General features: G+C 57.1%; 22 protein-coding genes. 8 read left to right on the top strand and 14 right to left on the bottom strand.

The features are described 5' to 3' along the window. Positions 1 to 117 precede the first annotated feature (117 nt). From nirB to ACEE43_RS02350, 3 genes are all read left to right on the top strand, one after another. Positions 118 to 2781 (top strand): nitrite reductase large subunit NirB, encoded by a 2664-nt coding sequence (gene nirB, locus ACEE43_RS02360; protein WP_449107067.1) that lies wholly within the window; start codon positions 118 to 120, stop codon positions 2779 to 2781. A 128-nt stretch (positions 2782 to 2909) separates the two neighbouring features. Beyond that, entirely contained in the window at positions 2910 to 3950 is a 1041-nt protein-coding gene (cobA, locus tag ACEE43_RS02355) for a uroporphyrinogen-III C-methyltransferase (RefSeq protein WP_449107066.1), read from the top strand. Between the two features lie 359 nt (positions 3951 to 4309). Beyond that, on the top strand, positions 4310 to 5212 hold the full coding sequence (locus ACEE43_RS02350; protein ID WP_449107065.1) for a hypothetical protein: 903 nt from the start codon (positions 4310 to 4312) through the stop codon (positions 5210 to 5212). A gap of 69 nt (positions 5213 to 5281) precedes the next feature. On the opposite strand, the gene ACEE43_RS02345 is transcribed toward ACEE43_RS02350, so the two are convergent. From ACEE43_RS02345 to ACEE43_RS02325, 5 genes are read right to left on the bottom strand one after another with little or no spacing between them, the layout of a single operon-like run. Continuing rightward, the gene (locus tag ACEE43_RS02345) at positions 5282 to 7015 is read right to left on the bottom strand and encodes a nitrite/sulfite reductase (protein ID WP_449107064.1); all 1734 of its coding nucleotides are present in this window, start codon (positions 7013 to 7015) and stop codon (positions 5282 to 5284) included. A 4-nt stretch (positions 7016 to 7019) separates the two neighbouring features. Then, positions 7020 to 7967 (bottom strand): sulfite exporter TauE/SafE family protein, encoded by a 948-nt coding sequence (locus ACEE43_RS02340; protein ID WP_449107063.1) that lies wholly within the window; start codon positions 7965 to 7967, stop codon positions 7020 to 7022. A gap of 25 nt (positions 7968 to 7992) precedes the next feature. Continuing rightward, a complete protein-coding gene (locus tag ACEE43_RS02335) occupies positions 7993 to 9288 on the bottom strand; it encodes a sulfate adenylyltransferase subunit 1 (protein ID WP_449107062.1) in 1296 nt (431 codons plus the stop codon). A gap of 1 nt (position 9289) precedes the next feature. Further along, entirely contained in the window at positions 9290 to 10219 is a 930-nt protein-coding gene (gene cysD, locus ACEE43_RS02330) for a sulfate adenylyltransferase subunit CysD (protein WP_449107061.1), read from the bottom strand. Beyond that, positions 10201 to 11001 carry a phosphoadenylyl-sulfate reductase gene (locus ACEE43_RS02325; RefSeq protein ID WP_449107060.1) on the bottom strand — a complete coding sequence of 267 codons (801 nt, stop codon included), beginning with the start codon at positions 10999 to 11001 and terminating at the stop codon, positions 10201 to 10203. Before ACEE43_RS02325 ends, cysD begins: the two co-directional genes overlap by 19 nt. 263 nt (positions 11002 to 11264) lie before the next feature. Here ACEE43_RS02325 and pdxY point away from each other — a divergent pair, with 263 nt between their 5' ends. Then, positions 11265 to 12119, top strand: a complete 855-nt coding sequence (gene pdxY / locus ACEE43_RS02320) for a pyridoxal kinase PdxY (protein ID WP_449107059.1) — start codon at positions 11265 to 11267, stop codon at positions 12117 to 12119. Here the strand turns inward: pdxY and ACEE43_RS02315 are convergent. From ACEE43_RS02315 to ACEE43_RS02300, 4 genes are all read right to left on the bottom strand, one after another. Continuing rightward, positions 12109 to 12831, bottom strand: a complete 723-nt coding sequence (locus tag ACEE43_RS02315; RefSeq protein WP_449107058.1) for a sirohydrochlorin chelatase — start codon at positions 12829 to 12831, stop codon at positions 12109 to 12111. The genes pdxY and ACEE43_RS02315 overlap by 11 nt on opposite strands. A 98-nt stretch (positions 12832 to 12929) precedes the next feature. Continuing rightward, on the bottom strand, positions 12930 to 13601 hold the full coding sequence (locus ACEE43_RS02310; protein WP_449107057.1) for an NADPH-dependent F420 reductase: 672 nt from the start codon (positions 13599 to 13601) through the stop codon (positions 12930 to 12932). Positions 13602 to 13760: 159 nt separating this feature from the next. After that, a complete protein-coding gene (locus ACEE43_RS02305) occupies positions 13761 to 14582 on the bottom strand; it encodes a hypothetical protein (protein ID WP_449107056.1) in 822 nt (273 codons plus the stop codon). 125 nt (positions 14583 to 14707) lie between these two features. Continuing rightward, on the bottom strand, positions 14708 to 15502 hold the full coding sequence (locus tag ACEE43_RS02300) for an SDR family oxidoreductase (protein ID WP_449107055.1): 795 nt from the start codon (positions 15500 to 15502) through the stop codon (positions 14708 to 14710). Positions 15503 to 15662: 160 nt separating this feature from the next. Between ACEE43_RS02300 and ACEE43_RS02295 the strand changes: the two genes are divergently transcribed. From ACEE43_RS02295 to ACEE43_RS02280, 4 genes are read left to right on the top strand one after another with little or no spacing between them, the layout of a single operon-like run. Then, positions 15663 to 15926, top strand: a complete 264-nt coding sequence (locus ACEE43_RS02295; protein ID WP_449107054.1) for an ABC-ATPase domain-containing protein — start codon at positions 15663 to 15665, stop codon at positions 15924 to 15926. After that, complete coding sequence (locus tag ACEE43_RS02290; protein WP_449107053.1) at positions 15899 to 16117, top strand: P-loop domain-containing protein; 219 nt, start codon at positions 15899 to 15901, stop codon at positions 16115 to 16117. Before ACEE43_RS02295 ends, ACEE43_RS02290 begins: the two co-directional genes overlap by 28 nt. After that, on the top strand, positions 16033 to 16230 hold the full coding sequence (locus tag ACEE43_RS02285) for a P-loop domain-containing protein (protein WP_449107052.1): 198 nt from the start codon (positions 16033 to 16035) through the stop codon (positions 16228 to 16230). Before ACEE43_RS02290 ends, ACEE43_RS02285 begins: the two co-directional genes overlap by 85 nt. Continuing rightward, positions 16200 to 16460 carry a hypothetical protein gene (locus tag ACEE43_RS02280; protein WP_449122294.1) on the top strand — a complete coding sequence of 87 codons (261 nt, stop codon included), beginning with the start codon at positions 16200 to 16202 and terminating at the stop codon, positions 16458 to 16460. The genes ACEE43_RS02285 and ACEE43_RS02280 overlap by 31 nt, the downstream gene beginning before the upstream one ends. Before the next feature lie 16 nt (positions 16461 to 16476). On the opposite strand, the gene ACEE43_RS02275 is transcribed toward ACEE43_RS02280, so the two are convergent. The 5 genes from ACEE43_RS02275 to ACEE43_RS02255 form a co-directional block, all read right to left on the bottom strand. Continuing rightward, positions 16477 to 16818 (bottom strand): HepT-like ribonuclease domain-containing protein, encoded by a 342-nt coding sequence (locus ACEE43_RS02275; protein ID WP_449107050.1) that lies wholly within the window; start codon positions 16816 to 16818, stop codon positions 16477 to 16479. Beyond that, on the bottom strand, positions 16815 to 17132 hold the full coding sequence (locus ACEE43_RS02270; RefSeq protein ID WP_449107049.1) for a nucleotidyltransferase family protein: 318 nt from the start codon (positions 17130 to 17132) through the stop codon (positions 16815 to 16817). The genes ACEE43_RS02275 and ACEE43_RS02270 overlap by 4 nt, the downstream gene beginning before the upstream one ends. 937 nt (positions 17133 to 18069) lie before the next feature. Further along, positions 18070 to 19716 carry a hypothetical protein gene (locus ACEE43_RS02265; protein ID WP_449107048.1) on the bottom strand — a complete coding sequence of 549 codons (1647 nt, stop codon included), beginning with the start codon at positions 19714 to 19716 and terminating at the stop codon, positions 18070 to 18072. A 4-nt stretch (positions 19717 to 19720) separates the two neighbouring features. Next, complete coding sequence (locus tag ACEE43_RS02260) at positions 19721 to 20971, bottom strand: DUF3320 domain-containing protein (protein WP_449107047.1); 1251 nt, start codon at positions 20969 to 20971, stop codon at positions 19721 to 19723. Between the two features lie 79 nt (positions 20972 to 21050). Continuing rightward, positions 21051 to 23909 carry a class I SAM-dependent DNA methyltransferase gene (locus tag ACEE43_RS02255; RefSeq protein ID WP_449107046.1) on the bottom strand — a complete coding sequence of 953 codons (2859 nt, stop codon included), beginning with the start codon at positions 23907 to 23909 and terminating at the stop codon, positions 21051 to 21053. Positions 23910 to 23952 lie beyond the last annotated feature (43 nt).

Raw genomic sequence — 23952 nt, 5'->3', positions numbered from 1 at the left:
TTTCTTGCTGTACGTCGTGAGATTGCGTGGGTTTATCTTGTTTACCCTGCCTTTAAGCTAATATTAGCATTATAAATACGCATTAAACCGGCTTAAACCCACACCAGGGAGGCTCCCATGTCCCACACCCCCACTACCTCCAGCCAACGTTCCGTTCTGGTGATTGGAGGTGGGCCCGCAGCCTGGAGATTTGCCAAGGCCTTCCTCGACAAGGACTCCGCTGCCTCCCACCTTACCGTGCTCAACGCCGAGAAACACCTGCCCTATGACCGTGTAGCGCTAGAGAAGATTTTTCACGACACCGCCCGCGACCTCACCCTCGGCGACCCCGAACTCTGGAACAACCCCCACGTCACCCTCGTCAATGGTGTGAGCGCCACCTCCATTGACCGGAAGAACCGAACCGTCAGCGCAACCGACGGCAAGACCTACTCCTACGATGAACTTGTTCTGGCTACCGGTTCTTCGGCAGTCAAAATTCCCATTCCCGGTTCCGACAGCGCCCATGTCTTCCGAACCATTGACGATGTTCAAAACGTGGTTTCTGAGGTCACCCGCCTTACCGACAAGCTAGGACGCCGCCCACGCGCCATCGTGGTCGGTGGCGGCCTGCTGGGCCTAGAGGCGGCTGAAGGTCTGCGAGATGTAGGAGCTGACCCCACCATTCTCGATGTGGCTCCCTGGCTGCTATCGATTGAGGTAGACCAGGGCGGCGGTTTCGCGGTCAACGCCGCAATTCGCGAGGCGGGAATCGCGGTTGAAACCGGTGCTTTTATCTCAACCATTAACAAGGATTCCGCCGGTGAGGTTATCTCGGTGTCGGTGGCAAACGGTATGGGTGATGAAGCCGATGTGCACCAGCTCGATGCTGACCTGGTCATGATGGCTGCCGGCATCCGCCCCAATGATCAGCTAGCCCGGGACGCCGGTTTGCAGGTGGGCGAGCGCGGCGGCCTCGTGGTCTCCCCCAGCTGCCAGTCGGAAGACCCCCATATTTGGGCTATCGGTGAAGTAGCCTGCGTGCTGGGCCGCACCTGGGGCCTGGTGGCTCCGGCTAATCAGATGGCTGAAGCTGTGGCAACTAATCTCACCGGTGGTCATGAAGAGGTAGAGAGCTTCGATATCGCCACCAAACTCAAGTTTTCGGGTCTGGAAGTAGCCGGTTTTGGTGACCGTCGCGGGGTGACCGATAACTGTCTAGAGATCATGTTTGCTGACCCGGCTCGCGGTCTGTATCAGAAGATTGTGACAACCGCCGATGCGAAGACCCTGCTCGGTGGCGTCTTCGTGGGTGATACCGCCCCCTACGATTCGCTAAAGCCGCTGCTGGGCAGGGAGCTGCCCGCGGAGCCGTCCGCCTTTCTCACCGCTGCAGGAAGCGGGGATGGCGTGCCCGATACAGAACTGCCCGACGACGCGGTGCTGTGCTCCTGCAACAATATCTGCTTCGGTGCAGTGCGGGAAGCGGTAAAGGGCGGTGCGCACGATGTAGGAGCGGTCAAGGCTGAGACAACCGCCGGGACCCAGTGCGGCTCGTGCGTACCCATGATCCAAAAGACCCTAGAACAGACCATGAAGAAACTGGGGCTGACGGTCTCAAAGGCCCTGTGCGAGCACTTTGACCTCTCGCGTGCTGAGCTCTTCCAGGCTGTCTACGCTGTGGGTGACCTCGATGATTTCTACTCCGTGCTCAAGCGCTTTGGGCGGGGTACCGACGGCTGCGCCATCTGTAAGCCGACCGTGGCGTCCATCCTTGCATCGACCCGCAAGTCCTACGCCCTGGACGGCGGCCGCGGCGCCCTGCAGGACACCAACGACCGCAACCTGGCTAACATGCAGAAGGACGGCACCTACGGTGTGATTCCCCGTATCCCCGGTGGCGAAATTACCCCGCAGAAGCTGGCGGTTATTGCCCAGGTGGCAGCTGACTATGGGCTTTACACCAAGATTAACGGCGCCCAGCGTATCGGCATGTACGGTGCCCGTCTTGAGCAGCTGCCTGAGATTTGGCAGCGGCTGGTCGATGCGGGCTTTGAGTCGGGTCAGGCCTACGGTAAGTCCTTGCGCAATGTGAAGTCCTGCATTGGTTCTGCCTGGTGCAGGTTCGGTATGCGCGATTCGGTGGCTATGGCGATTGATACGGAAAACCGTTACAAGGGTTTGCGGTCTCCCCACAAGTTCAAGGTGGCAGTGTCTGGCTGTAACCGTGAGTGCGCAGAAGCCCAGGGCAAAGATGTGGGTCTTATTGCCACCACGAACGGCTGGAACCTCTACTTTGCCGGCAACGGCGGCGCTAACCCCGCCCACGGCCGCCTGTTTGCGCAGGACCTCGACCAGCAAACCGCCTACCGTTATATTGACCGTTACCTGATGTACTACATCCGTACCGCGGATAAGCTCCAGCGCACCGCCCGCTGGGCTGAGGACCTCGATGAAAAGTTTGGCGACGCTATCGAGCACCTACGCGAGGTAATTATCGACGACAAGCTGGGCATCTGTGAACAGCTCGATGCCGATATGCAGTACCACATTGACCATTATGAGGACGAGTGGGCTGCAACCCTGCGCGACGAGAAACGCCTGCGCCGCTTTAGGGCTTTTGTGAATGAGCCTGAGGCCAATTCGGCGGGTGACCGCATGTATGTGCTGGAGCGTGACCAGATTCGCCCGGCCACCGAGGCGGAAATCGCTGCAGCTGAGGCCGATGGTGATCTTGAGGGTGAGGACGCCGGCGAGAAGGTTTTGATTGCCGGGGCCAGTTTGCCGGTGCACGCCGGCTAGCTGCCGCCGTGTGACCTCGTGTGACAAGGTTGTGATGTTGCGGTTCATGCGAGGTCACGCAAGTGGGTGAAGCTACCCGCCCCGTGCGAGGATGAAGGGTAAAGAGTTTTCTAGGGAGAGGATACGGCGTGTTCGCTGATCTTGATGTCACCAGTGCCGCGGTGCTGCTCTGCGGAGCATCAGAGCGGGTGGGGCAGGTTGCGCCCAAGTATAAGGCGGCGGCTGAGGTCATGAGTGTCTCCTCTGCTGACCTACTCCCCTCTGTTCTAGAAGATATCTCCCCGTCTGTGGTGGTCATCTGTGCCGAGCAGCCCGATGAGATTGGGAGCTGGCGGCAGGCGATTAAGGCGGCCCTGGGCAGCAGGGGGCTACACACGGTTCTTCTTGTGGATAGCGAACCGGCGCCCCAGCAGGTCGGCAGGGTCTTTTTGATTGGGGCTGGCCCCGGCGATCCCGGCCTCATGACCCGCCATGCCCTTGAGGCACTGAGCCGGGCGGACGTCGTCCTGCTTGACCATCTTGCGCCCCACCAAGACCTGCCCCACTGGGCGCCTAAGGCTGAGATCATTGATGTGGGCAAGATTCCCGGCCAGCACCGGGTGCCGCAGCGGGAGATTGACCGGCTCATGGTAGAGCATGCCCTAGCCGGCCGAACCGTGGCCCGTCTGAAGGGTGGTGACCCCTACGTCTTCGGGCGCGGTGCTGAGGAGCTCTATGTCTGCGAGCAGTCCGGTATACCGGTCACTGTCTATTCGGGGGTGACCTCATCGATCGCGCTGCCCGCTCTGGCCGGTGTACCGATTACCCTGCGCGGTGTGTCCCACATGTTTACCGTGGTATCTGGGCACGCGCCTCTAGGCAGCTCGGAGCTGGATCAACTGGCGGGCCTGCTCAAAGACGGCGGCACAGTCTCCCTCCTCATGGGCGTCAAGTCCCTCCCCCATACCGTTGCCGGTCTGCGCGAGCGCGGGGTGCCGGCGTCCCTGCCCCTGATTGCGGTGCAGGACGGCTTCCGCCCCAACCAGCGCGAAGTGTACGCGACCTTGGGTGACTGCCTCGAAACCCTGGCCGACGTGAAGCCGCCTGCTGTGATTACTCTGGGCGAGGTGTGTGCGGTGGCCGGCCCCCGCCGCGAAGAGGTCATGGCAAGGGCTTTTGAGACCCACTAGGCAGCAGCTGCCACGACGACTTTTCAAGCTGGGGCCGACGTCCTAGCACCAAATTCGACTCCGGGCCCGAGTCCTTATCGTGTCTTCTCTTCATTTCGACGCGTCCGCCGGTTTTCCATGCCTCAACCGTGGAAAACCGGCGGACGCGTCGAAGGTTTAGTGGGGTGCTAGAAATCCGGACGGACGCTCCCGGTGCGGTCCAGACAAGTTGTGCAGACCCCACAGCAGCTAACTTCTATGACGCGTTTATGTCCTTGTGGCGCCTGAAACGTTAGACCCATCCCCACTATAGGGCACAGTTATCCACAAATTCCCCCTTGGGCCTGCGATAAAGGTGCTCAAGGGTGCAATCTAGATGCATGAAAAGCCTGCACGACATCCACCCCCTGGTTCAGACAGCCCAAGATCTGGAGCTACGCGGTTTTACCCGTCATGCTGTGCGTCAAAAAGTGTCCCGCGGCGAGATCGTCAGAATACGCCGCGGGGTCTACGTGCCCTCTCAAAGCTGGTCTTCACTCCTACCGAGTGAACGCTATGTGGCCCGGCTGGTTGCCCATTCAAAAAGTATGGGTGCTCGAACAGTTTTCTCGCACCAGAGCGCTGCGGCTCTCTATGGTTTTGCTCAACTGGCTGTTCCTGACCGTATTCACGTTGCAGCGCCGAACTCTAGGGCTCATTCTTCACCGGGTGTCACCGTGCACGGGCTTACGAGTAAGCCCCAAGAGCTTGCGGGTATTCCCGTAACATCTGCCCTACAGACAGTGGTGGATTGTTGCCGGGTTCTCGACCTACGCCATGCACTCGTACTGGCCGATAGTTCCTTACGGGCTGGGGTTCTTTACCCCGATCTCTTGACGTGTTTACGTCAGGCTAAGGGCCGCGGCAGTAACCGCCTACAGAGGTTGGCTGACCTAGTCAATCCGCTTTCCGAATCTGCTGGTGAAAGTCTGGTGGTCTATTTCTTAGACGAGTTTGGCTTTCCGCCCTGCCAGCAGCAGGTGTGGGTTGAGGGCGGCGGACGGCGCTACCGGCCTGATTTTATGTGGCCTAAGTGCATGATCATTTTAGAGTTTGACGGAAATATCAAATACGCGGGTTCAAACCGTGAACAGGTTTTTGGTCAGCAGAATGAGCGTGAAGCGTGGCTCCGCGGTAGAGGCTACAACGTGGTACGAACCAACTGGCATGAGGTTATCTACCGGCCGCAGTTCTTGGCGGAGAAACTGAAGCGGGCTTTTGCGTCCGCCGGTGTGTACCTATAGCTTCGACGCGTCCGCCGGTTTTCCACGCCTCAACAGTGGAAAACCGGCGGACGCGTCGAAAAGCCAGCCCTATACTAGCTGCTGCTCGTCTGCCTCCAGGGCCCAGCGCGCAAAGGTCTGGGAGGCGTCCGTTCGCTCCGCGAGATAGGTGCGGATTAGGCGTTCAAGGTAGTCTTCCAGCAGGTCAGCCTCTACCTTGAGACCGCGCACGGTGCGGCCGAGGGTGCCGGTGGCGTCGTTCTGGTAGTCGGCCAGTCCGCCGCCGAGGTGAACCTGGAAGCCGGGTACCTGGCGGCCGTCGTCGGTGGTAATGATCTGCCCCTTCAGCCCGATATCTGCGGTCTGAATACGGGCGCAGGAGTTGGGGCAGCCGTTGATGTGCAGGGTCAGGCGGGCAGGCAGCTGGTCAGCCACATCGGCCATACGCTCTTCGAGGTTATCGATGACGCGGGCGGCAGTGAACTTGGTTGCCACGATAGCCAGCTTGCAATACTCGATGCCGGTGCAGGCGATGGTGGAGCGGCGGAAGACGGACGGACGCGCGTAGAAGCCCAGCTTCTCGGCTTCGGTGATAAAGGGTTCAACATCATCTTTTTCGATGTCGAGCACGACCAGTTTCTGGTAGGGGGTGGTGCGCAGGCGCGAAGAACCGTACTTTTCAACCAGGTTGGCCAGGTCAATGAGCTGGCTGCCGCTGATGCGCCCAACGGTGGGGGTCAGGCCGATGTAGAACTTACCGTCTTTCTGAGCGTGTACTCCCACGTGGTCGCCGGTGACAGAGGGGGTCTCGGGGGCGGGGCTGTCGGGCAGGGCATAGCCCAGGTATTCTTCTTCCAGTACCTGCCGGAATTTCTCTACGCCCCAGTCAGCGACCAGGAACTTGAGGCGGGCCTTGTTGCGCAGGCGGCGGTAGCCGTAGTCGCGGAAGATGGAGATAACGCCCTTCCAGACCTCCACAGCCTGGTCCTGGGTAACGAAGACCCCCAGGCGCTCTGCAAGCTTGGGGTTGGTGGAGAGACCGCCGCCGACCCACAGGTCATAGCCGACGCCTAGTTCCGGGTGGGTAACGCCAACGAATGCTACGTCGTTGATTTCGTGCACGACGTCCTGGCTGGGGTGGCCGGTGAAGCAGGTCTTGAACTTACGCGGCAGGTTGGAGAAGGCCGGGTCACCGATGTACTTTTCTTTAATCTCTCGAATCACCGGGGTGGGGTCGATGAGTTCGTCAGCGGCAATTCCTGCCAGGGGTGAGCCCAGAATGACGCGGCTTACGTCGCCACAGGCCTCGGTGGTGTCGAGCCCCACATCTGCCAGGCGGCGCCAGATTTCGGGTACGTCTTCTACCTGGACCCAGTGCAGCTGCACGTTCTGGCGGTCGGTCACATCGGCGGTGTCGCGGGCAAAGTCTCGGGAGATTTCACCGATTACGCGGGTCTGCTCGGTGGTGAGCTGGCCTGAGTCGATGCGCACGCGCAGCATGAAGTACTTGTCTTCGAGTTCTTCGGGGCTCAGGGTTGCGGTACGGCCGCCGTCGATGCCCTGCTTGCGCTGGGTGTAAAGACCCCACCAGCGGAAGCGGCCGTGTAGGTCGTCCGAGTCGATGGAATCAAACCCTTCCTTGGAGTAGGTGTCGATAATACGTTCGCGTACGTGCAGTCCGTCATCTGCCAGCTTGAATTCTTCGTTGGCGTTGAGCGGGGTTTTACCGTCGATTTTCCACTGGCCGTTGGGCTTCTTAGAGACGGGTTTACGGCGGGCCGGTGCGGCTGCCTGGTCGGGGCGGGCGGTGAGGGTCTTAGCCATAGGTTTAGTCTTTCGTGCGTGTGGTGCTGGTGGCGAGCGCGTGATGCGAAGATGCGATAGTTTCACTGTAGCCGGTGGGGCGACTGAGGGTGAGGTTTCGGCTCCGCAGCACTCCTCGGGTGCTCAGGGCGACCCCGGTCAGGGCTGCTCCCAGGGTGAGCGGCAGGCTGTAGGGGGCCAGGGCCGGTACGAGGCCGGTGAGGTAGGGCAGGTGGGTGACGACCAGGCAGGTACCCACAAAGCCTCCGAGGGCGGTGGGATTGATGCGGGTGACCAGCCAGGCGGCAACGGGGGCAGCGAGGACGCCACCGGCCAGCAGAGCGAGGACGGCCAGGAGGTGTTCGGTGAGGTCCTGCCACATGCCCAGTACAAAGCCCAGGCTTGCTGCTAGGGTGACCAGAAATTCAGCGGTATTGACGGTACCTACGATGCGGCGGGGTTCGGTTTTGCCGATGCTCATCAGGGTGGAGCTGGTGACGGGCCCCCAGCCTCCCCCACCGGCGGCGTCCACGAACCCTCCAAAGAGCCCTAGGAAGCCGAGGGTTCGGGGGGTGGCGGGGGCGCCGGTGCCCCGGGCGGTTCTGCGTCCGGTTGAAAAGCGCAGAACCAGGTTGATGCCAATGAGAGTCAGAATGGTTGCCATCACCGGTTTCGCGGTTGCCAGGGAGAGGTTGGAGAGCAGGGTGGCTCCGGCAAAGGCCCCTACCGCCCCGGGCAGGCCCAGGCGTAGTACGACCTTCCAGTCGATATTGTTAAATCGCCAGTGGCTCACGCCCGATGCCAGGGTGGTTCCGAGTTCTGCCACATGAACAACTGCGGACGCGCTGGCCGGGTTCATCGCGGCGAGGGTGAGGAGCAGGGTGGTTGAGGTGACTCCGAAGCCCATGCCGAGGCTGCCGTCGACCAGTTGGGCGAGCAGACCGCCCAGGGCGATGAGAAGTAGTTTGTTCATGGTGGTATTCGTTCTGTGTGGGGCTCTAGCGGACGAGACCCGCGGCTAGGGTGTTGCCATCTGCCTGGTTGATGAGCAGCAGGGAGCCCACTAGACCGCGCCCGGTGTAGGGTTCAACGGGTAGGTCTTCTGCCAGTTGCAGGGTGACGGTGGCGATGTCGTTGAGTTCGGCTGCTTCGCCGGGGTGTTCTTGGTTGGTGTCGATATCGAGGATGGAGTCGATGGAGGTGAGGCGGGCCCGCACCAGGGAGGTGCCGTAACGCAGCTTGACCTTGGCACCCGGGCGCAGCGGGGTATCGGCTAGACCTACCAGGGTGACGGTAAGTTCGCGGCTGCCCTCGGGCCGGTCGGCACCGGCAATCAGGTCACCGCGGGAAAGGTCAATGTCATCTGCCAGGCGCACCACGATGGAATCGCCAACAGAAGCAGTGGCAGCCTCACCGTCTGCGGTATCGATATGGGTGACGGTACTGGTTCGCCCCTGCCCCAGGTGCACGGTATCGCCAACAGCCAGGTGCCCGGCTGTAATACGGCCAGCGTAGCCCCGGTAGTCGGTACCCTGGGGGCGAATCACATACTGGATGGGCAGGCGCAGGCCAAGGTCTGACTCCTGCTCAGCAACGTCGACGGTTTCGAGGTAGCGCAACACGGTCGGCCCGGTGTACCAGGGGGTGTTGGCAGAAGGTTCCACCACGTTATCCCCCTTCAGGGCGCTAATAGGGATCACGGTTACCTCAGCGACGCCCTTGGCCTGCGCCAAAGCCGTGAACTCTTCGCGGATCTGCTCAAAGACGTCCTGGGAGTAATCCACCAGGTCAATCTTGTTGACCGCCAGCACCACCTGGCGAATACCGAGCAGGGAGGCGACCGTCAGGTGGCGGCGGGTCTGGGTGACTACGCCGTGGCGGGCGTCCACCAGCAGCACGACGACCTGGGAGGTTGAAACACCGGTGACGGTATTGCGGGTGTACTGCACATGCCCCGGGGTATCAGCCAGAATAAAGGTGCGTTCGGCGGTGGAGAAGTATCGGTAGGCCACATCGATGGTGATGCCCTGTTCACGTTCGGCACGCAGGCCGTCGACCAGCAGGGAGAGGTCAAGGCCCTCGTGGCCGCGCTCGCGGCTGGTGCGTTCTACGGCTGAGAGCTGGTCGGCGAGTACACTCTTGGTGTCGTGGAGCAGGCGGCCCACGAAGGTTGATTTGCCGTCATCGACGCTGCCTGCGGTGCACAGGCGCAGGGTTTGGCGGGTTGCGAGCTGGGCGGACGCCGGTGAGCCGGTTGCCGCCTCGCTGTCGGTGGGGTGGGCGAGCAGGGTCATCTTAGAAGTAACCTTCCTTCTTGCGGTCTTCCATGGCGGATTCGCTGAGGCGGTCGTCCGCTCGGGTTGCGCCGCGTTCGGTCAGGGTTGAGGTGGAGATTTCGGTGATGATGTCCTGTACCGTGCTGGCTTCAGACAGGACGGCGCCGGTACAGCTCATATCGCCGACGGTGCGGTAGCGTACTCGGCGGGTTTCGATGGGTTCGCCCTTGGTGGGGCCGCCCCACTCCCCCGCGGTGAGCCACATGCCGTCGCGGTTGAAAACTTCACGGTCGTGGGCGAAGTAGATGGGAGGCAGTTCGATATCGCGGGCGCCGATGTATTCCCAGATGTCGGCTTCTGTCCAGTTGGAGATGGGGAAGACACGGATGTTCTCGCCGGGCAGGTGGCCGCCGTTGTAGAGGTTCCACAGCTCGGGGCGCTGGCGGCGGGGGTCCCAGCCGCCGAAGGCGTCGCGTACCGAGAAGATGCGCTCTTTGGCGCGGGCTCGTTCCTCATCGCGGCGAGCGCCACCGAGCACCGCGTCGTAGCCCTGTTCTTCGATGGTTTCGACCAGGGGGACGGTCTGCAGGGGGTTGCGGGTGCCGTCGGGGCGCTCCTGGAGTTCTCCCCGGTCGATCCAGTCCTGGACTTTGGCCACGCGCAGGCGGGCGCCGGTGCGCTCCACCAGGCGGTCACGGAAGTCAATAACTTCAGGGAAGTTGTGGCCGGTATCTACGTGCAGCAGTTCAAAGGGCACGGGTGCCGGTGCGAAGGCACGGCGGGCTAGTTCGTAGACGACAACGGAGTCTTTACCGCCTGAGAAGAGCAGGGCGACCTTGTCGAATTGCCCGGCTACTTCGCGCAGGATGTGGATTGACTCGTTTTCTAGGTCTTTGAGGTGGGGTGAGAGGGTGGCTGATGTAGTGGTGCTCATGTGTGTAGTCCGCATTCTGTCTTGGTGAATCCTGCCCATCGTCCGCTGCGGGGGTCCTGACCCGCTTCTACTTTGGCGGTACAGGGGGCGCAGCCGATGGAGGGGTAGCCTGCCTTGGTCAGGGGGTGAACAATGAGGTTCTTTTCGTCGATGTACCGGTCGGTATCTTCAAGGCTCCAGGTGACCAGGGGCGAGATCTTGAGTCTGCCGTTGGGGTCTATATCCAGTGCCGGGGTGGTGGCGCGAAGCGGTGAATCTGCCCGGCGGAGGCCGGTAATCCAGCCGGTGTAGGGGGCCATGGACGCTGCCAGGGGCTCGACCTTGCGCATGCGGCAGCAGGCTGCGGGGTCGGTGCCGTAGAGGTTGATGCCGTAGCGGGCGTCCTGCTGGGCCACGGTGAGCAGGGGCTTGGCTCTGACCAGGTTCTGGGGGTAGCGGTCCTCTACCTGCTGGGCCACGTCCAGGGTCTCGGGGAAGTGGTAGCCGGTATCGAGAAAGAGGAAGTCGGAGTCAGGCAGGTAGCGGCTAGCCAGTTCGGCGAGCACCGTGTTTTCCATGGAGAGGGTTACCACCAGCTTGCCGGTCACATGTTCGTGGGCCCAGGTCAGGATTTCTTCGGCGCTTGCATCGTAGAGGGATTCCGCATAGCGATCCACGAGTTGCCGGTTGGCTTCTTTCTCGGCGTCTGAGAGCTGGGTTGGCTCGACCGTGCCCTCCGGGCTGATAGCCGGATCTTCTAGCGCTTCGGCCGGTGAGCCGAGACCAAAGTTTTTAAAGCTCACGGGTGAGGGTTCCATAGCGCTCCTTTCATAACAGTTCTTAGGGTCGAATTGTTTGAAAGTCTAGGCTTATGGGGGCGGGGTGGTCGAGTTATTGCGGGTGCCAGGTCACGGGGCGACATTTTTACGTCATAGGTCTTCACCGGGGGTAATTTTTACGGCCCTAGGTTTGCTTGAGGCCCTTGCAGCCCACTACTGTGCGCCACTGGTTACAGGCTTACTTGTCATCTAATGAAACGTGCGTACCGCAGGTAGACCCGGGGCGTGCCACAATGGTGTTTATGCGTATTTTGTCTATTCAGTCCGCTGTAGCTTACGGCCACGTAGGTAATTCAGCTGCCGTTTTTCCCCTCCAGCGTCTTGGCCACGAGGTCATGCCCGTCAACACCGTCCTCTTCTCAAACCACACCGGCTACGGTGCCTGGCGTGGGCCACTGATTTCGGGCGACGACGTCCGAGAGATTGTCACCGGCATCGAGGAACGCGGCGGTCTGACCGATACCGCCCTGGTGATTTCCGGCTATCAGGGTGGCTCCTCTATCGGTGATGCCATCCTCGATGCCGTTGCCAAGGCCCGTGCTGCTAATCCGGGTGTCCTGTACTCCTGCGACCCCGTCCTGGGTAATGCCACCAGTGGCTGCTTCGTTTCCCCCGAGGTGCAGGAACTGATTCGTGACCGCGTGATTCAGCACGCTGACATCATTACCCCCAACCAGTTTGAGCTGGGCTTTGTGACCGGCACCGACCCCCAGACCCTCGATGAGGTGCTTGATTCTGTGGCCGCAGCCCAGAAGATTGGCCCCCAGACTGTACTGGTGACCAGTGTGAACACCCCAGAAACCCCGGAGAATTCAATCCAGATGCTGGCGGTTTCGGGCGATGAAGCCTGGCTGATTACCACTCCTCGCTTGCCGATGAAGGCCAACGGCTCGGGTGATGTTACCCAGGCTCTCTTTGCCTCCCACTTCGCATCGGGCAAGAGTCTGAAGGAAGCACTAGAACTGACCACCGCCAGCGTCTATGAGCTGCTGAAGAATACCCTGGCCTCGGGTCAGCGGGAGCTTCAGCTGGTTGAGTCCCAGCAGGCCTACGTTGAGCCTGCTGAGACCTTTGAGGCGGTAGCGGTTAAGCGCTAAGAGCGGTTAGAGCTTCGGTAGCTCTTTCAAAAGCAACCGAAGCAACTACCGCGGCGGAGGCGGCGTCTCCGGGCAGCACCAGCGGCTCGGCGACGACCGCCTTTTCTGTGCCCTGGTAAGCCTTGGTGAGTTTGCTGTGGAAGTAGCCGCGGGCCAGCAGGTAGGTTGAGATGTATTCGGCCTGGTTACTCTCCCAGGCCTGTTCGATAGTGGGTTCAATGTCAGCCACAAAGCCGTAGGGCACCTGCTGGCTGAGCAGGGTGCTGAAAACTTCTGCCTGATAGAGCACCGCTTCACGGCCGTCCGCCCGGGAGGAACCGGCTGCTGCAAGCGCAATATCGTCGTAGCCGTCCCAGCCTGCCTCTTCGAGGCGCTGACGCTGGAGTTTGGCAAGGGCTGCTGAGGGTCCGAGGGCGCGGGCTACTGCGGTGGTCAGGTGGCTAGCGTCTGCTGCTGCCTGCCTCATATCGTGTTCGGTGTGGTAACCCGGCGAGAGTAGCAGGGGCACAAGGACGGCGGTAGCCCCGGACGGCAACTCCTGCAGCACCTGCGGCAGGGAGGGTTCTTGCACATCAACGTAGGCTTCGTGCACGGTGTAGGTTCCCGGTGCCTGGGCCTCAACCAGGGCGGTGAGCTGCTCCCGGATGAGGTTAACGGCTTCGCGGCCCTGGGGGTTATCGGTTCCGTGGGAGGTGGCGACCAGGTGAATCATGGGGCTCCAGTCTGCTGCCTGCACAGCACAGTGGGTGGGGCTGACCCCACCCACTGTACAGCACAATCAATCGACTGGCAGGTGCGCTTCTCCCGCTTTTATCGTGCTGATTCCTCCGCAAGGGGTTGGCTGACCAGTTTCTCCGCTTCCTCCTTGCTGAGAATCCGTCCGCTCAGTCCACCGCGGTCGTGCCAGGCACCACCGACCTCGATTCTGGAAGCAATGTCCAAGCCGCCAGCCTTGACGGGCTCCCAGCCGCCCAGACGCAATAGGTGGGTAATGCGCTCTTGCGCTACAGGGTCGTCCGTTGCAAAAAGTTGAGCAACCTTTTCACCGCTACCGGTAGTTTCTTTGCCCAGATTAGCCGCGCTCATGGTTCCCAGTGCTTTGACAAAATGAACTCCCTGAGGAAGCAGGGCAGCGTTCTGCTGGCCAGCTGAGGACCCTTCTGGGTTGGCGGAAACCGCCCGGCCATCGTCAGCAACCCGGAAGTTGTTGGATGGATCAACAACAACCTTGTCCACCAACTGTGAAGAGTGTTCCTGTAGCAACTGCTGAGTAACGGGGAACATCGTAGCGAAGACAACTGTGTCTGCCTCGTCAATGACCTGCTCGACGGTACCAGCCCGAATACCTAGCCCCAGTTCTTGAGCTGATTTCTGAGCCGATTCGAGATCTGATGCCGCAACCAGTATCTCTTCTCCCCCGCGGGCCAGACGGAGGGCGACCTGTGAACCGATGCGCCCTGTTCCGACGATTGCTGTAGTCATGACAAGCTCCTTATTTAGTTCATGTATTGACTATTCTCACTTTACTCTCGCGCTCTTAATTTTCAACAAAAGGGGGTTGGGTCGGGTCTTATTTCGACACAAGACGAGCCCCAGCGCTAACGAAGGGAACAATTTAGCCAACAGCCTCACAACCACAACCTAGTGGTCAAAAATGAAACCGCAGTGGGGCTCAGTGCTGGCGCAACTGGTGTAAACGGTCGAGCCCTCTTCCCCTAGCGGCCCCGTAATGCTGACCTGCCTCACTTCTCCGCTGTCGTCCTTCCCCAGAACAAGGTAGGCCCGCCCGTCCGCATCGAGGTGCAGGCCGGCAGCGGGCTCACCGGCATCATCGAAGAAGGGGTAAATCTCGAACCGCGGTTTCTCTACCGGCACGGAGGGTAGGGTACCCTCCTGGCTATACCCGGTATCGGTGGGTGCTAGCACCACCACGGACCTATCCGTTGCCAGATAGATGTTGCCGTAGCGGTCAACGTTGGAGTCCCGCGCAAGATTCCAGGTCATATTGCCCATGACGGTGTGCGCAGAGATGAAGGCGTAGGTATTGCCCAGCCCCTCATAGAAGCCGATGGGTTCGCCGTCCCGATAAACGGCGTAGGCCAGTTGCATCTGGGAAGGGGCTGTCCCCGGGTTCATATCCCAACCATAGGTGCGAATCTCTACCGGCCCGAGGGTGGGGTGGGTGACAGCAATGGTGTCGTAGTTGGTACAGCGGTCTATGCAGGCGTCCTCAACAACCTGATATGCAGCTATCGCTGAAGAGCTTGAGGGTGCAGGGGTGCTTGCTGGTGCGGTCGCAGAGGCAGAAACGGAGGAAGAGGTCTGAGCCGGTGCCTGCGATGGGGTTTCACCACCACCGGCACAGGCGGTCAGAAGTGGTAACAGGGCCACCATTCCGAGGGCAGGACGCCAGATGCCGAGGCGGTCAGTGAGGGCGGGGCGGGTGTGGGGGCTGTACTTCACGGTTATCGTCTCCTTTGACTGATGGCTGGTTGCCACAACAGGCTCCCTCTTCCCACACTAAGTAGGCTGGCTAGTTGCTGTCAAGAAGATGACGCGGGCTCACCCCAGCCCCCTGCCCGCTCCGGCTATGAGGCTGCGGCCCGCCGAATCACCTTGTATTGGGCTGCCTGGGCAACCGGTCGCATGGTGATGTGGTCCAGGTTGATGTGGTGGGGGACGTTCACGGCAAAGGTGACGGTCTGAGCAACGTCCTCAGCCAGCAGGGGCTTGTCCACGCCAGCGTAGACCTTAGCGGCAGCCTCGTCCGAGCCCAGGCGATTGCGAGAGAACTCTTCAGTGTGCACCATGCCGGGGCGTACCTCAATTACGCGCACGTTGTGCTCGGCCTCTTCCAGGCGCAGCGTCTCGGTCAGGGCTCGTTCACCGAACTTGGCGGCGTTGTAACCTGCTCCCCCTTCATAGCCAGCTTCAGCCGCGGTTGAGGTCAGATTCAAAACGGTACCCTGGCCGTTTTCGCGCAGGGCGGGCAGGAAGGCCTTGACCATATTGAGGGTGCCAATCACGTTGAGCTCGAACATGGCCGACCAGCCAGCGGGGTCGGCGTTCGCCACAGAATCAGCCCCAATCGCACCGCCGGAGATATTCACCAGGGCATCGAGACGGCCGCCGGTTTCGCCCAAAATTTCCTGGGCACGGGCGGCAACCGCGCCGGCGTCCGTAATATCGAGGACGACCGGGCGCACCCCGGTTGCCAGAGCCAGGCTTTCAAGGCGGTCTGCTCGGCGGGCCACGGCGTAGACTGTCCAGCCGGTAGCGGCCATCAGTTCGGCGGTAGCCCGGCCGATGCCGGAAGAGGCACCGGTCACCACGGCGATCTTACCGGCCTGGGCATCGGGGGCAAAAGGGTTGGCAGGAATCATGGGCTGGGGCCTTTCGGTAGCGGTTCTTTACCCACCACCCTACCGCCTGGAGGCAGGCTTTGGGGTTTGGTTGGGCTCGTGGGTTTAGATGTTAAGGCAGGCTGTAACAGGGGCTTAGGCTGGGCCTGGGTCTTTGGGGTGGTCTGTGCCAGGCTGGGGCATGTCTGTTGATTCTTTGCGGGCGGCTCTGCGCCGTCTTGATGGTGGTTCCTACGGGGCCTTGAAGTCTTTGGTGGGTTCTTATGCGGGGCGCGGGCACCGACTGGTAATTGACCGGGTTCAGCCTGACCCTTATGCCCCGCCGTCTAGGATTCGGGTGCTGGTGCCACTGGCCACTACTGAGCTTCCGGCTGACCTGCTGGGCACGGTGGAGTATCGGCGGGCGGTGCGGTTGCTGTGCGGGCTGAGGACGGGCGAGCGGTGACCTGCCTGGATATTTCAGCCTTTATTCGGGACCTGCCTACGAGCCAGGATACGCGGCGTTTTTCTACGGCTAATGTTCGGGTTCTACCTCCCAGGCGGCGAATACGGTGGAGGCCCTGGAGGCTGGTTCCCGGCTTCTGTTGCTGGATGAGGATACCTTCGCCACTAATTTTATGGTGCGCGATGAGCTGATGGGTGCCCTGATTGAGAATTCTGCGGAGCCTATCAAGCCCCTGGTGGGGTCTGTGCGGGCGCTGGCTGGGGCCAGGAGCAGGTGCTGTTACCTGCCGGGGACCTGGACTTGAGGGATGTGGCCCAGCTGGTGGATGCCGGGCAGACAGCTACCCTGGCCCTGTTGCTGCCGCGCCTGGTGGCTGAGTTGAGGGAGAGAACTCCCCTAGCCCAGGCCTGCCAGCAGGCTATGAAGGAACTTGAAGCCCAAGGATTTACCGGGCTGGGCGCACCCCGAGGCGACCTAGTCATCTCCCGCCCCTACGAGCTGGCGGCGGCGGTAAACAGGCTGAGAGCGAGCTAAAAATTGAGACAGCGGTTTAGGAATTTTGCAAGGTGGTAATTGCCAGATGCACTGTTGCCTGCAACGGGATGAGGTAGTGTGCCAAAATCTCGTTGATAACATCTGTATCAACAGCAAAATACTCGTGAATGAGAAAGTTTCTGAGGCCCACAATTGCAACCCAGTCTGTTTCTGGGAACTGACATGTTAAAGCTTCGGGTAGGTGATTGACTGCCTCCCCAATGATGCCAAGGTTTCGTTCGATTGCGTCCATGGCCATGTTTGAGAACTTTGGGTCTTGCAGATGTTCTGAGTATTCAAGGCAGGAGCTAATTGCGCTGTTGATATCGTCAAGACATGAGGGGGTAGATTGGCTCATATCGCAACCAACTCTCTTTGAGCCTCTGCTGAGACTTTTTCTCGGAGCACTGAGGGGGTAACTACGTCTACCCTGACGCCGAGAAGTCGGTACAGCGATTCTGAGATTCCGGCCAGTTTCATGATGGTTGCACCCTTAGAGTCTTCGATGTCTACCATGATGTCGATGTCACTGCCGGGGTGGGCGTCTCCACGGGCAACCGAGCCAAAGACCCGAGGATTGCTAGCTCCGTACTTATTGAAGACAGCCCTGATGGCATCGCTGTTATCGGCAAGGAGCTTGTATAGCCTCAGTGAATCTGCGCTTGCTCTCATACCTCTAGTCTAGGCTAGATTTACCTTAATGAACAGGCAATGGTATTGAGCCGCTGGTAGGTAAGTGGCGCTTGGACGAGAGCGAGTACCAGTTTCGTTTGCCACGGGTGGTGGGTTTCAAGATGGTGTCGTTCTTGAGAGTATGCCTGGCAATTTATCCTCAAGGTTTCAGCCTAATGGGACCGTTGTCAAGTGGGGGTTCGTTCTTACTTTTGAATAAGCATCAAAGTCTGCACAAGGAGATTCTCCTCTAGCGTCGTGCCCCCTCATGCAGGGGAAAACAGGCTATCAGAGGCGTACATTTTCCGGGGATTGCAGCAACATGAGGATACGCTGTTGTATAGTCCCCTAAGAAGATTTTGCGGTAGCTTAATCCAGTCTTGAGCGGTTCATCGTAATTCAAATAGGTGTCCACTAATGGGGCAGACCTCATGTCCAGTGGAGAACACACCTAACAATTGGTAGCCAGCGCGTCCAATACAGTCTTTTGCTTTCGCAAACGTAATTCGGATTACATCATCCCGACTCATTGGGTCAGTTAATGGGGCGCCGCTTAGCCTTTCTTCGCTAATAGCTTCACCTACGTAAACCCAGTAATTTTCTTCAGAACAATATTTAAAATCTCTTTGGTTTCCTGAGAAATCCATGTGTCATCAGCGTCCTTGACAACCAAAATAAGATCCCATACTCACTAATATCCATCCTCGTAATTTTTGTTGGGTACAAAGTTAGTTTGGAAAGATATCTTCTTATCACCAGTTCCACCCACGTTTCCATGATGCCTACTTTGTTTTATTTCTCAGATTTTACAATCAGACTGAGTGTCGAAGTAAGGATGTAGCCACAAACAACATTACTACTAAAATACGGAAATAAACTAATATAACACAGCGTTTCCTAGTAAACAAATCTATATTGTGCGAGGAGGAAAGTTTTCCTAGCAACGCAGTTTTTTCTGACTTGGATTATAGGGTGAAATACCCAGCTTTTCAAGCAATCTGGTTTTCTTGAGAAACTGGTATATCAAAATGGTCAGGATTAATAGCCCTAAGAATGCGATTACTCCTATCCACACAAAGTTCCAGGCCTGAGACCAGAATGGATTCTCTCCCCCTCTCATTTCTTTTACAAAAGCTAATCCGTCATTGAGCAATGGAAGGGGAATAGCGATAAAACCGATAATAGCAAGGATCGTTGCAAACTTTTCCTGGCTTTGACTGAGGCGTTCTTGACGATTAGCTTCTGCTTCTTGCACGTCTTGTTGCGCCAATACCGCAATGTCTTCTAACTTGACTCTCATTTGGTCGAAGCGGTTTTGGTAGCCTATAGCTTCTTTGTACTTGCTCAGGGTTACCATACCCATACCAGAGTTCGCAGTTACATCATCCATCCAGTATCGAATGGAGTCTGCAATAAACTGGTGGTGTACTTTGAGCACGCCTTCTGATATGTGTTCAAAGTTGTTGAAATCTCTCTTTCCATGAGGCGTTTTACTCATTTCGCTGACTAGTTTCACTTCGGCATTGCGCAAAATTTGGTCGTGTAGGCGTCCGATGATAAGGGCGTCTATGTGTTCGGCGAGGAAGTAGAGTTCTGAGTTTTTGGTGTAGGCTCTAGAGTCGTTAAGGGTGATAAAGGCAGCGCCGAGTCTGGTGATGAGTGAATATCTTCCTTCAAAGATGGTTCTGATTCTGGCTTTGTAGTAATCCAGTAGGCCTTTTTCGTTGATGAGTTTGTGGAGTTTAACGTTGGCCGCCATGAGACCAAGTATTGCCTGCCAGCTGGGTGTGGATGTGATGAGGTTACCCTTGTTGATGTGCTGGATGATTTCGTCGCAGTCTGTTGAGTCAATGCGCAAGTGCACTGCTGAGTAGATTTTGGCTTCGGTATCGCGTAGGTAGCTGGCGTTGTCGTAGAAGTGGATTCCATCTGTAAACCCTAGCCCACCGAGTTTTTTCTTGAAGTGTTCTGAGTCGAGGTAGTCGTATAGGTGGCTGCCGGGTACGAGTGAGCGGGTTTTTGAGGTGCGGTTTTCTTCTCGTGTTAGAACGCGAAATACTTCCTGAATTTTACCTATGCTGCGGGTTTCTACCTCGGTGTAGAGCACGAATTGCCCGAAGGTAATGTCTTCACTGGTACCGCGATCGTAAAGCTGCAGTTCGGCCCGGATGAAGGTGAAAGAGTCTACGATTTTAGGGTCTTTTGTAAGGTTCCGGGAGGCGATGAGTAGGTTTTTGAACCAGCTGTGAGCATCGTGGTTGATGCGGGTTGAGTGCAGTCGTGGTGTCACTGCGGTTTGTTCGCACCCGGTGGGAAGCGATTTGCCGTACATGACGGGGGCCAGAGTTGAGGGGAAGTAGGCTGAGCGCCAGTCTGCACCGTATTTGACGTGGTAGTCGGGCTTGTTAGGGTGCGGGTCTGGTCCGTCTGACCAGATTTTGGTGTTGAGTTCGTCAGGGGCAACTTCAACGTCCATCATGAAGACGATTTGTGCCTTGTAGTGGTGGCGGTCCTTTGGGGTGATTTCTTTGCGGGACTGGTTCTGTGCAAGGGTGTTGGTTTTAAAGAGTCTGGCGAGTTTCATGGTTTTATTCCCCCAGTTCTTGGCGGGCTGTGTGGATTTGTTGTTGGACGGCTGAGGTGAGGCGGGTGCGGTTGTAGTAGGTCATGACGGCGCGGATTTCGTCTTCGCTGCCGGGGGTAGTGGTATGGGTGGTGCGGTGGTAGCGAATGGCGTTGGCGAGTTCGCGGGGGCTGATATCGGTGATGGGGCGCTGGTAGCCTTCGGGGTCGTACCGGAAGGCGCTGTAGGTTGCGTATGTCTCGGTATCTGGCCACACGAATTTATGGTCGTCGATGAAGAGTTCTTCGGTGGCGCTAATTTGGTGTCTGATGCGTTTACGCATGGTGGAGTTGATACGGGCGATGCCGAAGGCGTAGGCGGTGAGGCGTGTGAGGCGGTCCATGCTGATGGGTGCTTCGTGCTCGGTGATTTCTGCGATGACGCTGCGTACGCGGGCTGCGTGGCCACGGGCTCTGATGCGTTCTAGATGGTCAGGTTGGCCAAGGGATTCAACCTGCCAGGGTTCGTAGAGTTCAGCGTCGATGGTTCCGGCTGCGGCGATGATGTCGTCGAGCTTCTGAGCTCTGGGTTCTGACTTTGGTATTGGTTTGTCTGCGGCGCTCTGAGGCTTTTCTTGTAGGGTGCGGGCTTCGTCGGTGTGTGCTTGTTGTGCTTCTTTGGCGAGTTCGGCTTCTACTTCTGGTGGCAGTTTAGGTTTCTGGTAGTCTGCGGGGTTAGTTAGGCCGAGGTCTGTTGCGTAGGTTGTGAAGAGTTCTTCGACTTGTTGTGCGCCTTGGGGGTCGTTGAGGGCGGTGAGTAGTTCGCGGGCGTTGTCGAGGGCTCGTTTGATATCTTCAGCGCTGTGTTCTTCGAAGTGGCAGTGGTTGTTTCGCATTCTGCCTAGGCTGATACCTAGGTCTGGGATGCGCGAGTTGATGTTTTTGAAGAAACCTTTTTGTAGTGAGCCGGCGTTGTGCATTTTGAGGATTTTGAGCTGATATTGGGGGTCTGCTGGTGAGTAGCGTTTGAAGGTTTGCCGGTTGGGGTCGAACTGAAATTTCTTGTCGCTTGCGGCTTTCATGGATTCCACGATGTCTTGAGCGTGTAGCAGGTCGACCCAGGTGCCGGTGGCTTTTTCTTCAAATATTTTTACACCTGAGTTTTTTAGGACGCCGGAGTAGGGCTGGGTGAGCTTGCTGATGACCTCGTTGAGCCGCTGAGATAGTAGGGCTAGTAAATCATCGGCTGGACGACGCAGGTTGGGTTGGGTGCTCATGGGTGGGGTCTTTCGTGGGTATGGGCTTAGAGTAATGGGGAAGGGGCTGCTTACCCCTTCCCCATATATACTTCTATTTTTATTTTTTCTGGGAGCGAGTGGGCTTTTTCTGAGCTGAGGCAGGTGCCTCTTCCTCAGCGATCATCTTTGCGTACTGCTCAAAGAGGAGCTTCAAACGCTCTTCGTTGGATTTCAGGGGTTCTTTTGCTCCAAAGGCAAGATCAACCAGCTTATCTAGCTCATGGTGGGCCTTGACCAGCACCTCCGGCATGGCATCTGCCTTGTACATCTCAGCTAGGCTCACTGTCTTACCCGCGGTTTTATTAATCTCCTCACGAGCAGCCAGCACTCCCCTGCCAGCCTCAACAATCTGCTCACGTAATTCTTCAGAAATCTTAGGCAACGGAAGAGTATTCCAGACTACTTTCGCAGCAAAACTATGGTCATCTCGCATTCTTCCACCAATTGCAATCTGCCATTGGAGCGTTGCAGATGAAGACAAGATCGCAAAGTCAAAAATTGATTCACCATCGATATAGAAAAGCTTTGCGGAAGGAATTATATTTTTATCCAAATACCCAACTGTCATATAGTCTCTGTTCTGACTAAATGTCTGCGGAATAGCGAGGTAATCGTTACTAGGTCTCCGATTTTCGCCAAAAGCATAAGGGGTTTCAGATGCGCGCAAAGTAGCCTTTCGAGTGCTAAGCAGACGATTTTTTCTAGTCTCTTCTATGATTGTGCGCAGGATGCTTGATTTATCAAGTTCTTCCTGTTTTGGCATAGAGTCCATCCAAAAACAGTAATTTTCTACTACATTATGGATAAACTCTTCACTACCGCTATACTGCTTACGGTATTTAAGAAGAATTGGGTCTTTCTCAACCTCGTTATTATAGTCTTCAGAACCTTTAAGCTTATATTTTAGTGAATCGCTTAAAGGAGTAGATCCCATTACCATCTTTTTCAGCTCTGGACTTAATATCTTTGTTCTATCTTTAACGCGTACAGCCGGAGGCATAGGAAGCAAATAATCAATAATTCCTGGAACCTCGGTTAAGCGCTCATCTGACCAGAATAGCTTCCGTTTTTTCTTCTTACCTTTGGAAAAACCAATAATTACACAGCTAACTTTAGCTCCACCAGACCAAGGAAAAGACCTGTATGCAAAATCTATATTCCATCCCAGCTCATACAGAGGATCGAAGAGCTTGTCTACGCTCATTCCTTGCGTGACTGAATTGGTGGAGACAAAAGCGAACTTATTCGACCGAGAGAGAAAGCGTGCGGCTTTAATGTACCACCCAGTCGAATAATCAAGGTGACCAACCTTAGATGTACCCCAGGCTTTGAATAAACTATCAGACAGTTTCTGGCGTTCTTTATGCCCGAGGAACGGCGGATTACCCGCAATATAAACCTCGTCTTCTGCAGAAGCAGACAGAACCTCACGCCAATCTACCAGCAGAGCATCCGCGTTAACAATGTGAGACTCCTGGCGAATCGGCAGACGAGTCGGCACAAAACCAAACTTCTCAGCCAGCAGCTGGTCGGACTGACGTTCAATCAAAAACATGGCAGTACGCGCAATCGCAGCCGGCCAGGGGTCAATCTCAATACCGTAAAAATTATCAATAACCACCATCGGCTCATACGCGAGCGCCCGTTCTTTCTCACTCTGCTGAGTGGCGACATCCAGCACAAAGCCAGCGTTAAAAGCAGATATCTTGCCAATCTCAACCAAGCGGGAGACAATCGCAGTCTCTAGCGCACGCAACTCACGGTAAGCAATGATCACAAAGTTGCCACAACCGCAGGCAGGATCCATGAACTTAATTTTGGCGATACGTTTACGCAAATTAGTCAGGCGCTTAGCCTCATCAGACTTGTCCCTCGCATTATGGAAGACCTCGCGCAGCTCCTCCAAGAAGAGCGGGTTGAGGGTTTTAAGAATATCCTTCTCAGAAGTGTAATGCTCCCCCATAGCCCGGCGGGTCTTAGCATCACGCACCGACTGAAACATGGAACCAAAAATAGCCGGAGAAATATCAGACCAATCCGTACGGCTGGCCCGCAAAATCGCCTCACGGAAATCCTTACCCACCGTACCTGGCAAAGGCTTCAAATTAGAGAAAATACCGCCGTTCACATACTTAAAACCGGCGAACTCCGGTTTGCCCTCCGCTGCCAGCGCACCATCACGGGCAGGCTTGGTATCAAGAAACTCAAAAAGCTCATTGAGCTTCACCGCAAGATCAGAACCATCCTCAGCAGTCTGCTCAAGAATATAATTCTCAAAGAGGCAAACGCTACCTATGCCCCACATCTCAGTATCATCACCAAACATCACAAAGAGAATACGAGCCAAAGTCTCAGAAATATGATTTTCTTTCATGCCCGCCTTCTGCAGAGCCTCAAAAAGATCCACCATCAAGGTAGAAGCCTTCTTAGTCTCATCAGCAGTCTCAGTCTCAAAAGCAGCCTGAATCCTGTCATACATCTGGGTAACACTCAGGCTCTCACCCGGAGTCACCCTAATCGACTCAAGACGCTTCAACAACTTAGGGTTCTGCAAACCCCGCACATGCTCATGGCTGGTCAGCTTGATACTAGCCTTATCACCACGCAAAACCTGAGCAGGCCAACGCCAGGTCTGGTGAGCACCACCATCATGAAAAATCAAAAAATAATGCGTGCTCTTCTGCCCTACCGAAGTCGCAATCTTCGCCTGAACCGTGCGGCTCGGCAACTGGGCACACACAAAAACACGAATGCCCCTACAAGTAGCAACATTTTCCAAAGAAAAAGCCTGAGAAACACCTGCCTCATCTTCAACAGAGACCTCCAAAGGCTTCGCATAATCACCAGGGTCCCAAAACAGCTCCGCATCAAAAAGCTCCTCATAGCGGTGCTCTTCAACCAACTTCAACATACTCATATCTCTTCCCTCCCAGCCCACACAGCGGCGTCCAAAAATCTAA

This window comes from Rothia sp. 11254D007BW (assembly GCF_053548195.1).
This window is presented reverse-complemented; position numbering and strand designations above follow the sequence as displayed.

Coding starts and splice junctions, on each gene's coding strand:
- pdxY (WP_449107059.1), top strand. CDS start 11,265: ATGCGTATTTTGTCTATTCAGTCCGCTGTAGCTTACGGCCACGTAGGT.
- ACEE43_RS02325 (WP_449107060.1), bottom strand. CDS start 11,001: ATGGAACCCTCACCCGTGAGCTTTAAAAACTTTGGTCTCGGCTCACCG.
- ACEE43_RS02275 (WP_449107050.1), bottom strand. CDS start 16,818: ATGAGCCAATCTACCCCCTCATGTCTTGACGATATCAACAGCGCAATT.
- ACEE43_RS02265 (WP_449107048.1), bottom strand. CDS start 19,716: ATGAAACTCGCCAGACTCTTTAAAACCAACACCCTTGCACAGAACCAG.
- ACEE43_RS02335 (WP_449107062.1), bottom strand. CDS start 9,288: ATGACCCTGCTCGCCCACCCCACCGACAGCGAGGCGGCAACCGGCTCA.
- ACEE43_RS02310 (WP_449107057.1), bottom strand. CDS start 13,601: ATGACTACAGCAATCGTCGGAACAGGGCGCATCGGTTCACAGGTCGCC.
- nirB (WP_449107067.1), top strand. CDS start 118: ATGTCCCACACCCCCACTACCTCCAGCCAACGTTCCGTTCTGGTGATT.
- ACEE43_RS02300 (WP_449107055.1), bottom strand. CDS start 15,502: ATGATTCCTGCCAACCCTTTTGCCCCCGATGCCCAGGCCGGTAAGATC.
- ACEE43_RS02295 (WP_449107054.1), top strand. CDS start 15,663: ATGTCTGTTGATTCTTTGCGGGCGGCTCTGCGCCGTCTTGATGGTGGT.
- ACEE43_RS02350 (WP_449107065.1), top strand. CDS start 4,310: ATGAAAAGCCTGCACGACATCCACCCCCTGGTTCAGACAGCCCAAGAT.
- ACEE43_RS02345 (WP_449107064.1), bottom strand. CDS start 7,015: ATGGCTAAGACCCTCACCGCCCGCCCCGACCAGGCAGCCGCACCGGCC.
- ACEE43_RS02255 (WP_449107046.1), bottom strand. CDS start 23,909: ATGAGTATGTTGAAGTTGGTTGAAGAGCACCGCTATGAGGAGCTTTTT.
- ACEE43_RS02270 (WP_449107049.1), bottom strand. CDS start 17,132: ATGAGAGCAAGCGCAGATTCACTGAGGCTATACAAGCTCCTTGCCGAT.
- ACEE43_RS02260 (WP_449107047.1), bottom strand. CDS start 20,971: ATGAGCACCCAACCCAACCTGCGTCGTCCAGCCGATGATTTACTAGCC.
- cysD (WP_449107061.1), bottom strand. CDS start 10,219: ATGCGGACTACACACATGAGCACCACTACATCAGCCACCCTCTCACCC.
- ACEE43_RS02340 (WP_449107063.1), bottom strand. CDS start 7,967: ATGAACAAACTACTTCTCATCGCCCTGGGCGGTCTGCTCGCCCAACTG.
- ACEE43_RS02315 (WP_449107058.1), bottom strand. CDS start 12,831: ATGATTCACCTGGTCGCCACCTCCCACGGAACCGATAACCCCCAGGGC.